Source organism: Gilvibacter sp. (assembly GCF_013214815.1).
Classification (GTDB): Bacteria; Bacteroidota; Bacteroidia; order Flavobacteriales; family Flavobacteriaceae; genus Gilvibacter.
This window is the reverse complement of record NZ_JABSPU010000007.1, coordinates 59,306-74,978: the sequence shown is the minus strand read 5'-3', so window position 1 is coordinate 74,978 and position 15,673 is coordinate 59,306. Positions and strand designations below refer to the sequence as shown.

At 44.5% G+C, this 15,673-nt stretch carries 11 protein-coding genes; 1 reads left to right on the top strand and 10 read right to left on the bottom strand.

The features are described from left to right. From sprA to ruvB, 6 genes are all read right to left on the bottom strand, one after another. Positions 1 to 1,201 (bottom strand): cell surface protein SprA (gene sprA, locus HRT75_RS02925; RefSeq protein WP_291182510.1); only part of this gene is annotated, 1,201 nt, incomplete at its 3' end. Between the two features lie 3 nt (positions 1,202 to 1,204). Then, positions 1,205 to 1,786: a Holliday junction branch migration protein RuvA gene (gene ruvA / locus HRT75_RS02920; protein ID WP_291182508.1), complete on the bottom strand. Its 582-nt coding sequence runs from the start codon at positions 1,784 to 1,786 to the stop codon at positions 1,205 to 1,207. Between the two features lie 86 nt (positions 1,787 to 1,872). Then, entirely contained in the window at positions 1,873 to 4,167 is a 2,295-nt protein-coding gene (locus HRT75_RS02915) for an NADP-dependent malic enzyme (protein ID WP_291182507.1), read from the bottom strand. Between the two features lie 84 nt (positions 4,168 to 4,251). Next, on the bottom strand, positions 4,252 to 5,193 hold the full coding sequence (gene queG / locus HRT75_RS02910) for a tRNA epoxyqueuosine(34) reductase QueG (protein ID WP_291182506.1): 942 nt from the start codon (positions 5,191 to 5,193) through the stop codon (positions 4,252 to 4,254). Position 5,194: 1 nt separating this feature from the next. Beyond that, on the bottom strand, positions 5,195 to 6,535 hold the full coding sequence (locus HRT75_RS02905; protein WP_291182505.1) for a cytochrome P450: 1,341 nt from the start codon (positions 6,533 to 6,535) through the stop codon (positions 5,195 to 5,197). Further along, the gene (gene ruvB / locus HRT75_RS02900; protein ID WP_291182504.1) at positions 6,535 to 7,557 is read right to left on the bottom strand and encodes a Holliday junction branch migration DNA helicase RuvB; all 1,023 of its coding nucleotides are present in this window, start codon (positions 7,555 to 7,557) and stop codon (positions 6,535 to 6,537) included. The genes HRT75_RS02905 and ruvB overlap by 1 nt, the downstream gene beginning before the upstream one ends. Before the next feature lie 131 nt (positions 7,558 to 7,688). Here ruvB and HRT75_RS02895 point away from each other — a divergent pair, with 131 nt between their 5' ends. Then, complete coding sequence (locus HRT75_RS02895; protein ID WP_291182503.1) at positions 7,689 to 9,884, top strand: DUF5916 domain-containing protein; 2,196 nt, start codon at positions 7,689 to 7,691, stop codon at positions 9,882 to 9,884. Here the strand turns inward: HRT75_RS02895 and HRT75_RS02890 are convergent. The 4 genes from HRT75_RS02890 to HRT75_RS02875 form a co-directional block, all read right to left on the bottom strand. Then, a complete protein-coding gene (locus HRT75_RS02890; protein ID WP_291182502.1) occupies positions 9,881 to 11,287 on the bottom strand; it encodes an MATE family efflux transporter in 1,407 nt (468 codons plus the stop codon). The genes HRT75_RS02895 and HRT75_RS02890 overlap by 4 nt on opposite strands. Positions 11,288 to 11,375: 88 nt before the next feature. Next, on the bottom strand, positions 11,376 to 13,199 hold the full coding sequence (locus HRT75_RS02885; RefSeq protein ID WP_291182501.1) for a cbb3-type cytochrome c oxidase subunit I: 1,824 nt from the start codon (positions 13,197 to 13,199) through the stop codon (positions 11,376 to 11,378). Positions 13,200 to 13,217: 18 nt separating this feature from the next. After that, a complete protein-coding gene (locus tag HRT75_RS02880; protein ID WP_291182500.1) occupies positions 13,218 to 14,282 on the bottom strand; it encodes a cytochrome c oxidase subunit II in 1,065 nt (354 codons plus the stop codon). A gap of 30 nt (positions 14,283 to 14,312) precedes the next feature. After that, on the bottom strand, positions 14,313 to 15,665 hold the full coding sequence (locus HRT75_RS02875) for a quinol:cytochrome C oxidoreductase (RefSeq protein WP_291182499.1): 1,353 nt from the start codon (positions 15,663 to 15,665) through the stop codon (positions 14,313 to 14,315). Between the last annotated feature and the right edge of the window lie 8 nt (positions 15,666 to 15,673).

The window sequence follows — 15,673 nt, the reverse complement described above, 5'->3', positions numbered from 1 at the left end:
TTAAGATACTCTCCTCCGGACCGTTAATTCCAAAAGGGTTGAAATCGTTATTGGAGTTGTCTGGAAATGCCGTTGGACCCGCATTGATAAAGCTAGGAGGCACGGTCAGTAAACCGATCTTGTCCGGATCAGATTCTCCCAGATCCTGAAGCGCAACAATATTTCTTACGTTTTCTGTATTCTGCGTACGGTTGGTTACCCAAACTTCTGCACGCGTAATTTGAATCTGTGTATTGATGAACGGATACTGCTCTAAGTTGGCGTCGTATCGATCTCTAAAGTATTGCGAAAGGAAGAAGTGACGATCTTCATCATAATCCAAGGCAAAGATCTCAAAGTCGGTAACCGTGGCGCCACCCTCTGCGACTACGGTTCTAGTCTCCGATTGCTGTTCTGAGAAAACTCCGGTGATTCGCGTCTTTCCAAATTGCAATTCGGTTTTCACACCAAAGAGCGATTGCGCCCCAGTGATTAAACTAGTATTTAGCGGCAAGGCAACGTTACCCACCTCGATCTTACGAACAATGTCATCTTCTGTTGGAGTGTATTCCAACTTGATCTGATTCTGGAAATCAAAGGTTGATTCCGTGTCGTAATTCGCAGTCACTTGCAGACGCTTACCTACCTTACCTAACAAGCTCAGGGAAATTCGCTGGTCAAAATCAAAGGTGAGATTGCTTCTGTTTCTCGGCGAGAAAGCAGGATTGTCTTGTTTAGTGAACAGGAGTCCGAGATCCATCTCTATCGAACCCTGTGGAATTACTTCAATGGTGTTCCCTCCAAATACGGTCTCAAAAAAGTTTGAGTTCACATAAAAGTTGGGCAATAAATTCTTTTGGTCCTCTTCTGAACCTTCTTTTTTACCGTCGGCCGCGTCAATCTTGGTTTTGAAATAATCACGCATAGACTCTTGCAGCACCAAATCGTGATATTCTTCTGGAGTAAGGATTGTTGGATAGGTGATATTAAAAGAACCAACCTTTTGCGTGTAGATGTAACGATCTGTAATTGGGTCGTAAGTGTATGAGTCTTCCACACTATTGGTGGGTAACTCCATACGTCCCATGACAAAGCCCGTTTTTGTAGAGTCCGTAACAGTCTCCGATGGGTCTTGTGCCAGTGAGGTCGCGGTGGTTAGTATGCTAAAAAGGAATATCAGGCCCTTAAGCAGCCGTGCCTTGCGGTAATTTTCCCTGTTCAATTGTTATAAGTTTTTTAAAGCTAGTTTGATGATGGATTCAACGCTCGCATTCGGATCCTCTTGGACGATCTTGGACAGCACCTTATCGGTCTGTTTCCGACTAAAACCAAGAGTCTCTAAAGCAGATAACGCTTCATCTCTATTCGTATTGCTCGAAAAGTCCGAAACATCTTCCATTGCAAACACTTTCAGGATCTTGTCCTTCAAATCCAGGATGACACGTTGTGCCGTTTTTGCGCCAATTCCTTTAACGCCTTGGATAACCGCAACGTTACCTGTGGCAATGGCTTCCTGAACTTGTTTAGGCGGCAGCGAGGACAGCATGGTTCTTGCCGTACTGGCTCCAACACCAGAAACAGAGATCAAAAGTTTGAAGATTTCGCGTTCCGAAGGTTCGAAAAATCCGTAGAGCGTATGCGAATCTTCTCGCACCAACAAATGGGTGTAGATCTTTACATTTTCCGATTCAGGGAGTAAAGAAAATGTGTGTAGTGAGATATGAGCCTCATAGCCTACACCGTTGCATTCCACAACAACGGAGGTAGGGGATTTTTCTACTAGTCTTCCCTTTAAGTGGGTGATCATTCGCTAACTCTGATAAAAACCCAAATATAGCATAATTATTCACATGGACTAGCGCGAATTTCCGTTAAAAAAACAGGGGTTTTGGACTACTTTACAACCTGCTCTTTTGCCCGCTTTTCCTTTTGCTGAGCATCGATAACAACCACAGCCACCATATTGACAATTTCATCCACGGTAGCTCCCAATTGTAAGATGTGCGCTGGTTTCTTCAAACCGAGCATGATAGGACCAATAGAATCGGCTCCGTCAAATTCTTTGAGCAACTTGTAATTGCTATTCGCGGCATCTAGATTTGGAAAGACCAAAGCATTCACTTTTTTCTTGCCCAACTTAGTGAACGGATACTTATCTCCTCGCATTTCCGCATTCAAAGCAAAGTCTGTTTGCAGACCACCATCCACGCAAAGTTGTGGCACATCTCTGTGTAAGATCTCTACAGCTTTTCTCACCTTTTCTGAGGATGGATGTTTGGAAGATCCAAAGTTGTTATAAGACACCATTGCCATGGTTGGGTTGACCCCAAACATTTTCATGGTGTACGCAGTCATATGTGCAATCTTAGCCAGATCTTCTGCAGACGGATCAATATTGATCGCTGTGTCTGAGATAAAAAGGGGTCCTCGTTTGGTCAACATCAAGTTGGTGGTAGCCACTTTGTCCACCCCATCAAAACGGCCAATGGTTTCAATTACCGGGCGCACTACCGAGGAGTATGCTCTGGAATATCCCGAGATCAAACCTTCCGCATCTCCTTCATTGACCATCATACAAGCAAAATAGTTGCGTTCTCGCATAAGCTTCTCCGCATCGTAAAGCGTGATTCCGTTTCTGCGTCGCTTTTGCCAAAAGGTTTTGGCGTACGCTTTTAAAAGTGGTAGAGCGTCATCGGCCTTTGGGTCAATGATATCCACCTCCGCCTCGAATCCAATCTCAGCCATCAAATCTTTGATCGTTGCCTTTCGCCCTAAAAGGATCGGTGTAGCGATACCTTCTTCAAACACGATTTGCGCCGCTTTCAATACGTCCAAGTGATCGGCCTCTGCAAAGACGATTTTCTTCGGATTGGTCCGCGCGCGATTCAATAACAATCGCGTAATCTTGTTATCGTTCCCCATTCGAGCCAACAATTCATCTTCATAGGCCTGCCAATCATCTATTGGTGCCGTTGCTACTCCGCTTTCTATAGCAGCCTTCGCTACAGCCGGAGGAATTGCTGTGATAAGTCTTGGATCAAAAGGCTTTGGAATGATGTAGTCTTTTCCAAAGTTTAAACGGGTCTCTCCATAAGCGATATTCACCTGTTCGGGAACGGGTTGCTTGGTGAGTTCGGCTAAGGCTAAAGCCGCTGCCATTTTCATTTCTTCATTGATCTTGGTAGCGCGAACATCCAAGGCTCCTCTAAAGATGAACGGAAACCCAAGTACGTTGTTAACCTGATTCGGATGGTCACTACGCCCCGTAGCCATGATGATGTCATCTCTAGTTTTACAGGCCAGATCATAAGCGATCTCTGGATCCGGATTGGCCAAGGCAAATACGATCGGCTTTGCCGCCATGCTTTGCAGCATTTCTGGACTCACAATGTTCCCAATGGATAAGCCTACAAAAACATCGGCATCTACAAGCGCCTCATCTAAAGTATCGATCTTGCGAGCGGTCGCGAACTCCTGCTTCTCTTTGCTAAGCCCATCGCGATCTTGTCGAATAACCCCTTTGGAGTCCAGCATCACAATATTTTCGGGCTTCACACCGCAAGCTATGTACATACGAGTGCAACTAACCGCAGCAGCACCTGCTCCTGAGATCACCACTCGTACTTCACCGATCTCCTTTTTTGCTATCTCCAGAGCATTCAATAAAGCCGCCGTTGAAATGATCGCGGTCCCATGCTGATCGTCATGCATGATCGGGATATCCAACTCCTGTTTGAGGCGCGTCTCGATTTCAAAGGCTTCTGGAGCCTTAATGTCTTCTAAGTTGATCCCACCAAAAGTCGGCGCAATGCGTTTAACCGTATCGATGAATTCATCGATGTTCTCGGTATCAATTTCAATATCAAAAACGTCAATCCCCGCAAAGATCTTAAAGAGTAAGCCTTTCCCTTCCATCACCGGCTTGGAAGCCTCCGGACCAATATTTCCAAGCCCAAGAACTGCAGTTCCGTTAGAGATCACTGCAACTAAATTCCCTTTGTTGGTGTATTTGTAGTTGTTGGCTTTATCCTTTTCAATCTCCAAACAAGGTTCAGCTACTCCTGGTGAGTAGGCCAACGACAGATCGCGTTGGGTGCTGTACTTCTTAGTGGGGATTACTTCTATTTTACCGGGTTGTGGTTTGGCGTGGTAGTCGAGCGCTTCTTGACGCTTTGTGGCTTTACTCATCCCAGGGGGTTTTTACATTAAAAATGAAGTTGCAAATTTACCAATACTGCAAGCAAAAACGTTGAAATTGAAGGGATTTTTGAACTATTTACGCGATCCATGCGCTCTTAAAAACGCGATGTTCCGCATCAGTCCTGAAAACTTGGTACGTTTTACAGCGCTTTTCTTGAAAATTTCACCAAAGACTTCCTCAGTGAGTTCTTGCCAAGCCGCTCTATCGTTTTGAAGCAATTGAGGTTTGGGCTTAAACCTCGGTTCATTGTGAGCCTTACTAAAACGGTTCCACGGGCAGACGTCTTGACACACATCACAGCCAAACATCCAATCATCCATTTGCCCTGAGAAATCACCAGGGATGGAATCTTTGAGTTCAATGGTGGCATAGGAAATGCATTTGCTTCCGTCCACCACGTAGGGTTTAATTATAGCCTGAGTAGGACAGGCATCTATACAGGCCGTACAAGATCCGCAGTGATCGGTAACCGGATGATCATAGGTCAAGTCCAAGTCAATGATCAATTCAGCTACAAAAAAGAAACTTCCTGTTTTCTTGCTGAGCAGGTTGCTGTGCTTTCCAATCCAACCTAAACCGCTCTTTGCTGCCCAGGCCTTATCCAGAACTGGCGCAGAATCCACAAAGACGCGACCATCAACGGCTCCAATCTCCTCATGGATGCAGTGCATTAACTCCTTGAGTTTATCTTTGACTACATAATGATAGTCTTCCCCATAGGCGTATTTGGAGATCTTAAAGGAATCCTCTCGCTGCTGCTCGTCGGGATAATAATTGTACAATAACGAAACCACACTTTTAGCACCAGGCACTAAAAGCGTTGGATCCAAACGTTTGTCAAAATGGTTCTCCATATAGGCCATCTGACCGTGCATGCCATCACGAAGCCATTTTTCCAAGCGAGGCGCCTCGGCCTCAAGAAATTCAGCCCTGCTAATACCACAACTCAAAAAACCCAATCGTTCAGCATGGGTTTTTATAATATCGGCGTATGTGTTTTGCTTGTTGTCCAATCTAAGATGCTCGAAATACTAAGATAGCATCTTTTGGTTTTAAAGTGATGAGCGGCCTGATATCTATGGGCGACTTTTTGTGTTCAATGGTATACTGACTAAAGAGTTGGATCATTGCCAAGATCATCTCATACATGGCGAAGTTATTTCCTATACACATCCTTGGACCTGCCCCAAAAGGAAAGTAGTAATCACTGTGTTGTCTGGGTTGCTGCGGATCGAATCGGTCTGGATCAAACTCCAAAGGACGTTCCCAATAAGCCTCAGAGCGATGCATCTCGTAAACAGAGAACAAAACGGTGGAATCTTTGGGCAAGCGGTATTCACCCAATTGATCTTCCTGATAATTCACGCGATCTATAAAATAGGCCGGAGGATACAGACGCATGGATTCTTGCAGCACTTGTTGAATATACGCGGCTCCTTTGAGCATACTCATGATATCTTTTCCGGAGCTATTTAGTTGCTTGGCTTCCTGTTGTACTTTTTGTAATGCCTCTGGATGTCTTGCTAAAAGCTCACAGGTAAAGGTCAAAGCATTGGATGTCGTTTCATGCCCAGCCACAAAAAGGATCAAGATCTCATCGATGAGTTGCTGCTCAGCGATTTCTGTTCCATCCTCATATCGCGCATCCAGCAACATATCCAGCAGATCGTCATAGCGCTTTCCACTTTCACGACGTTGATTCACAAGATCTTTCAACATTTCGCGTGCTTCACCAACAGCGTCTAAATGTTTTTGAATCTTCCCACTGCTTTTAAACCACCAAACTAAAAAGGGTTGTCGCAACTCTTTGACCATCATTTGCTGGGCTTCTTCTGTGGTGCGCTGCAGTTTAGCAATTTGTTCTGGACTGACTCCGCCACTAAATAAAGTCTTTATCACTGTTTGAAACGCGAGATCATTGAACACATTGTGGATGTCAGCCGCCTGATCCAATTGGATGTTTTGGAGCTCTTTGCCAATGACCATCTGCATAGTATCTAATAAATACTGCAGTTGCTTTTTGTGAAAAGCGGGTTGGATGAGTTTGCGCTGGCGCTGCCAATGGTCACCCTCTGCGGTCAACAAGCCGCGACCGACGTACTTCGCTAGATCCTTGGTTTGAATTTTACTCTTCGTATAGTTGCGTTGGTTCTTTTGCAGCGTATACCTCAAATATTCTGCATTCTTAGAAAATATAACGGTTGCCTTTGGCCCTATCTTAAGCTCAAAGGAATCTCCCAATCGCTTGAAGTTTGCATTGTGAAACGGGAGTGGATTCTTTACAATATTAGAAGCATGCCTTAAGAATCTTAAGAAGCTCACGGTTGGAAACTCTTTAAGGCCGGTTTGATCCATCAAAATAATCCGCCTTGTGTAGCGCCGCGCACCCGGCCCAAATGTTTGTATGCTGCCTCTGTGACTTCACGCCCTCGCGGTGTTCTCACAATGAATCCTTGTTGGATCAAAAAAGGCTCGTAGACCTCTTCAATGGTTTCTCCGGATTCTGATACTGCCGTGGCTAAAGTGGTTATCCCCACCGGACCACCTTTGAATTTATCAATGATGGTGGCCAGAATCTTATTGTCCATTTCATCCAAGCCATGCGCATCAACGTTCAAAGCTTCTAAGGCGTATTTGGCGATTTTAATATCGATGGTACCGTTGCCTTTAATTTGCGCAAAGTCACGAACACGACGCAATAGCGCGTTAGCAATTCGCGGTGTTCCACGACTGCGTCCTGCGATCTCTATTGCAGCTTCCATAGTGATTGGCACTTTTAAAATACCTGCACTACGCTCAATAATGGTGGTAAGCAATTCCGTTTTGTAGTATTCCAAGCGAGAAGAAATACCAAATCGCGCCCGCATTGGAGCCGTAAGCAATCCCGAACGTGTGGTCGCCCCAACAAGGGTAAAAGGATTCAAATTGATCTGCACTGTTCGCGCATTGGGACCAGTCTCGATCATGATATCGATCTTATAATCCTCCATGGCAGAATAGAGATACTCTTCTACTATAGGACTCAGACGGTGAATCTCGTCTATAAATAGCACATCGCGCTCATCGAGATTGGTCAGCAGTCCGGCTAGATCTCCTGGATTGTCCAGAACGGGACCAGAAGTCACTGTTATGCTCACGTCCAACTCATTGGCCAAAATGTGGGCAAGGGTGGTTTTACCGAGTCCTGGAGGTCCGTGAAATAAGGTGTGGTCTAAGGCTTCATCTCTAAGATTCGCTGCCTCAACAAAGATCTTTAAGTTGTCAAGTACCTGAGATTGACCCGTAAAATCATCAAAGGCCAGCGGCCGCAATTTGCGTTCTACATCTTGTTCTTCTGGAGTAAAATGTTCCCCGCTTGGGTCCAGGTGCTCGTTCATATAACAAATATACGAACTTGGGTTTTGCGATGCACGTGGCAGAGGTCTTAATTTGAAATCACAAAGGAACGTTAATGCCTCAGTTTTAGGGAATATATTTTGGTAATTTCGCTCAGCAACCGACCATTAACATGCGAAGTAACCTAATTACCACTTACATCGCGCTTTTGACCGTATTTCAATCCGTGGCCCAAACCAAGGACGTCACGGTCAAATACATCTCCGAAGAAATCACCGTAGACGCCATGCTGGATGAGCCTGCTTGGCAAACTGCGGAGCCAGCTACCAACTTCTGGCAGTATTTCCCAACCGACAGCATTCAAGCCCGCAACCAAACAGAGATCAAGTTTATGTTTGATGACCGCAAACTCTATGTGGGAATCAAAGTAGAAGCCATTGGAGACGATTATATTGTCCCTTCACTAAGACGTGACTTTAGAGCTGGAGGAAGTGATAATATCACCCTGATGTTTGACACCTTTAATGACGGGGTCAATGCCTTTTTGTTCGGCTCCAACCCGGAAGGAGTTTTGCGCGAAGCTTTGGTATCTGGTGGAGGTACGGAACTCCGCGGATTTACCACGAGTTGGGATACCAAATGGGTCGGAGAGACTAAAAAATACGACGGCTATTACATTTGTGAATGGGCCATTCCGCTTTCGGCATTTAAATACAACGAAGGAGAAACGCGTTGGCGTTTTAATTCCTATATGTTCGATACTCAAGATAATGAACGTACTACTTGGATCAGAATCCCGCAGAACCAGTTTATTTTCAATTTGGCCTATATGGGCGATATGATCTTTGAAAAACCCTTAGGCAATTCAAAGAGTCCAATTTCTATCATTCCTTATGTAAATGGTTTGGTGGGTAAGGATTACGATTTAGACGATTCCTTTAACGAATTTAAAGTCGGTGGGGATGCCCGTTTCACGCTTTGGAACAGCTTGAATTTGGACGTGACCATTAATCCTGACTTCTCTCAGGTGGAAGTGGATCAGCAGGTGACCAACCTATCGCGTTTTGAGGTGAATCTACCCGAGCGCCGACAATTCTTTATTGAGAATAACGACCTCTTTGCTGATTTTGGAGACGCCCGAGATGCCAACCCATTCTTCTCCAGACGGATTGGAATTGCACGCGATATTGATGATAACATCATTCAAAACGATATTATTGCCGGTGTGCGTTTGAGTGGTAAGGTGAACAACGACTTTAGAGTTGGTTTGCTCAATATGCAGACTACCGCGGATGAGGCTAATGAGATCTCTGGAAACAACAATACCGTTATCGCTCTGCAGCATCGGGTGTTTAGTCGCTCCAACATCAGCGCGATCTTTATCAATAGAGTAGCTACAGGAAATGAACCATTCTTGGAGCCCGGTGAGGAATACAATAGCGTAGCGGGCTTGGATTACAATTTGGCCAACGCAGACAACAGCTGGAGTGGGAAGTTCTTTACGCACACCTCTTTTAAACGCAATACAGGCAATGACAATTACTCGGCTGGAGCTCGACTGCAATACAACAGCCGCAGATGGCGTGTAAGAGCCAGCGGTGTTTTTGTTGGGGAAGACTTTAATTCTGACCTTGGATTCGTTAGACGAAAAGACATCTTTAAGATCAATCCGCAAATTGAGCATTTAATATTCCCTAAGAAAGGTTTTATCAACCGGCATATCTTTAGTTTTACGCCCGTTGTTATTTGGCGACCTAAGCTGGATTTCCAACTCGCAGATTACTTCTTGATCTCCCGTTGGGAAGCTGAGCTGAAGAATACCTCGAACATTCAGGCAACCATGCGGAATCAGTATGTCTATCTATTCAATGAATTTGATCCTTCATTAGCTGATGGCGTACCGCTGCCTGCAGACACTGAATACAGATACACCTCCTTTGACGTTGAATACCGATCAGACAGCAGAAAGTCCTTTTTCTTCAATGTGAGGAGTACTTTTGGGGGATTTTTTAACGGGTCGATCTACACCCAGCGTCTGGATTTAAATCTGCGTTTACAACCATATTTAACGCTATCTGCTGAAGGTCGTTATGACAGGATCAGCCTGCCGGAGCCTTATTCGGACAATGAGCTTTGGCTTATTGGACCGCGTATTGATGTGACCTTTAACAAATCGCTCTTTTGGGCCACCTTTATTCAATACAATTCTAATCAAGGGAATTTAGGGATCAACTCCCGTCTGCAATGGCGCTTTGCTCCACTGTCGGATCTGTTCTTGGTGTATAACGACAATTATTTTACCGATGACGTTTTTGCACCGCGCTTTAGAACCATCAATTTGAAGTTGACCTACTGGTTGTATCTCTAGACTTTTACTTGCTTCCACTTTCCTTTTCGGAACCAAATGATTCCCACCGCGGCAATCAAGACCTCCGCCAGCGTTATAGCTAACAATACACCTAAAGGGCCCATTTCAAAATAAAGTGCTGCGGCATAGGCAAAAGGCAATTGAAACAACCAGAAACAAAAGAAGTTGATGATCGTTGGAGTTTGAGTATCTCCTGCCCCATTAAAGGCTTGAATGACCACCATTCCATAGGCATAGCATACGTAACCTGAAGCTATAATGCGTAGACTTAAGGCACCATTAGAAATCACTTCGGGATCATCGCTAAAAATCTTTAGGATCCACTCCGCAAAGATCAGATAGAAGATAGAAACAAAGACCATAAAGATGGCATTGTACTTTCCGGTCTTCCAAACAGATTTAGCTGCCCTATCCGGATTACCAGCTCCTAAGTTTTGACCTACCAAGGTCGCAGCAGCATTACTCATTCCCCAAGAAGGCATGAGCGTAAACATCAATACGCGAATTGCTATGGTGTAACCCGCAAGAACTTCTGCACCAAACTCGGCCATGATCCGCATCAGGAATACCCAACTGGAAGTACCAATAATGAATTGCCCGATTCCGCCTAGAGAAACCTTGACCAAATTGATCATCTCAGAACCGCGTATTAAAATGTCTTTGAAACCAACCTTTATTCTGCTCCATCCGTAGAAGAGAATTAACAGCTGAAAGATTACCGCGCTCCCGCGGCCAATGGTGGTGGCAATGGCAGCCCCTTGCACCCCAAAGCCAGGAACAGGTCCCCAACCAAAGATCAACAACGGATCCAAAATAATATTCAAGACATTGGAAAAGATCAGTACACGCATAGCAACAGCAGCATCTCCGGCTCCTCTAAAGACCGCATTGATCAAAAACAGCAGCATGATGGCGACGTTACCACCCAAGAGGATCTGCGTGAATCGGTAGCCTTCTTCTACCAAGTCTGGCGCACCGCCCATCAGCCTTAAAATATCTTTAGGGAACAGTATTCCAATTACACTGATAAGCGCGGCAACGAGCACCCCTGACATGATGGCTTGCACGGCAGTTCTGCGCGCTCCTTCTACTTGCTTTTCTCCGATCCGACGAGCTACAATAGCCGTAACACCCATACTGAGTCCTATGGCAATGGCATAGACCAAAGTGAGTACAGATTCGGTTAATCCAACCGTGGCGATGGCGTTAGCACCTAGACTAGAAACAAAATAGGCATCTACCAAAAAGAAGATAGATTCCATCATCATTTCCAATACCATAGGTACAGAAAGCATGAAGATCGCTTTGCGAATACTGCCGGTTGTAAAGTCTTGTTGACTGCCCTTTACAGCTTCGCCGAGGAGCTTAAAATAGTAGCCCAGCCCTTTTTTGGCGGTCTCCATAATGTTGGGTTAGTTGGTTGAAGGAGGATAAATATAACAAAAAACCCTTCCGGTGAGGAAGGGTTTTAAGATTACTAAGGATACTGTCTTAGTGATTCATTTCTTCTTCATTGTCTTGAAGTGGAATGTGCTGCGGCACGAAGTCCTGCCCTGGGATCACGTAATCTGATTCGTCTTTGTTCAGTTTACTGTAATCGTAAGCCCAACGGTGTACTTCTGGAATTGGTCCATCCCAGTTACCGTGAATGTGCTTCACTTCTGCAGTCCATTCTAGTGTGTTAGAGTTCCACGGGTTCTTAGGTCCTTTCTTACCGTAGAACATAGAGTGGATAAAGTTGTACAAGAATACCAACTGCGCTGCTCCAGTGATGAAGGCGAAGATGGAGATCACTACGTTCACATCTGCCAAGTCATCAAAGTATGGGAAGGCGGAGTTGGTGTAATAACGTCTTGGTAGTCCAGCCATACCGATAAAGTGCATCGGGAAGAATACCCCATAAGCTCCAATTGCGGTAATCCAGAAGTGGACATAACCCAAGTTCTTGTTCATCATGCGGCCTTCGAACATCTTAGGGAACCAGTGGTAAACCCCAGCAAAGAGTCCGTAAAGCGCAGAGATACCCATTACCAAGTGGAAGTGAGCTACCACAAAGTAAGTATCGTGTACGTTAATATCTAGTGCAGAGTCACCCAAGATGATACCTGTCAAACCTCCAGTGATGAAGGTAGAGACTAATCCAATGGAGAACAGCATCGCCGGGTTGAGCTGCAAATTACCCTTCCAGAGGGTCGTTATATAGTTAAATGCTTTCACTGCGGATGGAATCGCGATAAGCAAGGTTGTAAAGGTAAATACCGATCCTAGGAATGGATTCATCCCTGAGATAAACATGTGGTGACCCCATACAATCGTTGATAAGAATGCGATAGCCAAAATCGAGGCAACCATGGCGCGATAACCGAAGATCGGTTTACGAGCGTTGGTCGCAATTACTTCCGACGTAATACCTAAAGCCGGTAGTAATACGATATATACTTCCGGGTGTCCTAGGAACCAGAACAAGTGCTCAAACAATACTGGAGAACCTCCTTGATTGTGTAACACCTCTCCTGCTATATAGATATCCGAAAGGAAGAATGAAGTTCCGAAGCTTCTGTCCATCACCATCATAAGTCCAGCAGAAAGTAATACTGGGAAAGAGATAACACCGATGATCGCAGTTACAAAGAACGCCCAGATGGTCAATGGCAAACGCGTCATTGACATACCTTTAGTTCTCAAGTTAAGTACCGTTACGATATAGTTCAGTGAACCTAATAGTGAGGAAGCGATAAAGATTGTCATGGACACCAACCATAAAGTCATCCCCGCACCAGAACCTGGAATGGCCTGAGGCAAAGCAGAAAGCGGTGGGTATACAGTCCAACCTGCAGATGCTGGTCCAGCTTCTACAAATAGAGACATTACCATGATGATACTGGATAGGAAGAACAACCAATAAGAAACCATGTTCAGGAATCCGGAGGCCATATCTCGGGCTCCGATCTGTAATGGAATCAACAGGTTAGAGAATGTACCACTCAACCCAGCCGTTAGTACGAAGAATACCATGATGGTACCGTGGATCGTAACTAATGCTAAGTATACAGAGGGGTCCATAATTCCGTCCTCTCCCCATTTACCAAGAAGTACTTCATAAATGGTGAATTGTTTATCTGGCCAAGCCAACTGCAAACGGAAGATCAATGACATTGCAATACCAATGATTCCCATAAACAGCCCTGTAATCAAGTACTGCTTAGAGATCATCTTGTGATCCGTACTGAAGATGTACTTGGTTATAAAGGTTTCTTTGTGATGATGTTCGTGCTCATCATGTGTGACCGGGTGTGCGTATCCTTGTGCTGACATACCTGTAAAAATTCTTTTTTAATTTTTCATAGTTGTGGCGAAGTTGTCTTGAGTCGAAAGCCATTCATTGAATTCGTCTTCCGTCTCAACTACGATCTTCATCTGCATGTTGTAATGCGTGTTACCACAGATCTTGTTACATAGCAATAAATAATCAAACTCATACAACTCTAAAGGCTCATCGCCTGCAATTGCACGAGCTACGTTCTTTTCAGAGCGAATCGAGTTGATATGCTCAACCTTCGCAATGATTTCATCGTCTAAACGCATCTCCTCGGTGGTCTTGGTAGGAGTAAACGAAAACTGGGTAACCATACCTGGCACACAGTTCATTTGAGCTCTAAAATGCGGCATATAGGCCGAGTGTAATACGTCCTGAGAGCGCATTTTAAAGAGGATCTTTCTGCCTACTGGCAGGTGTAATTCATTAACAACGATATCATCCTGTGCATCCGGATCGGAAGCGTCAAGCCCTAACTGGTTCACTCCTTCAATAAGGCGAACGTTAGCGTCTCCTAGAATGTTATCATCGCCGGCATAACGGGCACGCCAGTCAAACTGGTAAGCATAAAGCTCAATCACTATTGGATCGTCTTCTGTGTCGACATTCATAATGTCAGACCAGGTGAACAATCCGTAGATGATCAATCCCGCCAATACGATAACTGGAATAACGGTCCAGATAAATTCCAAACGGTCATTATCTGCATAAAAAGTAGCGCGTTGTCCTTTTTTACCACTGTACTTGAATGCAAAATAGTGCAACAACCACTGGGTGATAATCCCTACAATGAAGATGATGATCATGGAGATCAACCATAGTTGGTCAATGTCAACTCCGTGCTCTGAAGCAGAGTCCGGAAGCAATACATCAGACCATTTGTAGAATGAAATGAACGCCAATACATAGATAAAGATTACAAAGCCCAACATCAACTTACCGTTGATCTTGTTGTCTTTATCATTAGCGATCTGAGAAGTGCTACTGTCCTCTCCTGCTTTAGACATGGAAAGGATCTTGCTCATCTGCCATACACTGACAGCGAAAAGGATGATTACTACTAAGTATAAAAATGCGGTCATCGTTATAACTCTTCTTTTATAGTTTACTTATTAATAATGGAACTGTTTACTTTCTTTCAATAATGGGTTAGCCTTGGCCAATAACGGCGCTTTTGTCAATGCAGTAAACACTACAAAGACGAACAACCCAAAGAAGAACATCATAGCTCCGATCTCTGGCATTCCGATATACCATGATGTACCTACTGCTGATGGCATAACCATAACAAATACATCAATGTAGTGACCCGCCAGGATAATAATACCTGCCATGATCACAAACAAGTTAACTCGTTTGTAATCGCTGTTCATAAGGATAAGAAGCGGGAACACAAAGTTCATCGCAACCATTCCAAAGAACAAGAGGTTGAAATCTTCAATTCTTGTAACAAAGTACGTTACCTCTTCCGGAATGTTTGAGTACCAGATCAGCATGAACTGAGAGAACCATAGGTAGGTCCAGAAAATACTGAATCCGAACATAAACTTGGCCAAATCGTGAATGTGACTGTCGTTTACAAACTCTAAGTAACCTTGAGATTTTAGCACCATGGTTATCATAGCGATCACGGTAATGGCACAAACCATCATACCCGCAAACACATACCATCCAAATAAGGTAGAGAACCAGTGTGGGTCAAAACTCATGATCCAGTCCCAAGACATCATCGATTCTGTCACGATGAAGAACACTAGGAAACCAGCAGAGAATTTAAATAGCTTCTTAAAGTATGCTGGATCATTAGTCTCGTCCAATTTCAAAGAGTACTTTCTAGAAATCGCACGGTAAAGATTCCATCCTAAGATGAAGATTCCTGCGCGGATCAAGAAGAAAGGTGTATTCAAGAAACCAGATTTTCCAGCTATGATCTTGTCAAATTTGTCGCTATCTGGATTTACTAGATCACCATCCATCCAGTGGAAAAGGTGATTGAAATGTAAAGCAGAAAGCAATAGCAGTACAAACAAAATAACTGTTCCTACTGGCAGATAAGCGGTGATTCCTTCCATCACTCTAAAGAGTACAGGAGACCAACCAGCTTGTGCTGCATATTGTATCGCGTAAAAGGCCAATGCTCCAAGTGCAATCATCATAAAGAAGAAAGCTGCAACATAAACAGCCGCCCATGGACGGTTTTGCAACTGACCTAAAACGTGCTCGTAGTGGGCATCACCCGAATGAGCACCTTCCTCACCGTGAGCTCCGGCAGCGCCGTGATCTCCTCCGTGAGCAGCAGTAGCATCTCCATGACCTCCGCCATGACCGTCATCGTGACTGGCCATCATGGTCTTTACCTCTTCTACATTTGAAGGAACCGCAAGGAAACCTCCAATCATACCCAAGGCACCAACCACCATAAAAATAATAGCGAAAAGTTTTAGTTTGTTAGGTAGCGTATACATATCGTAAA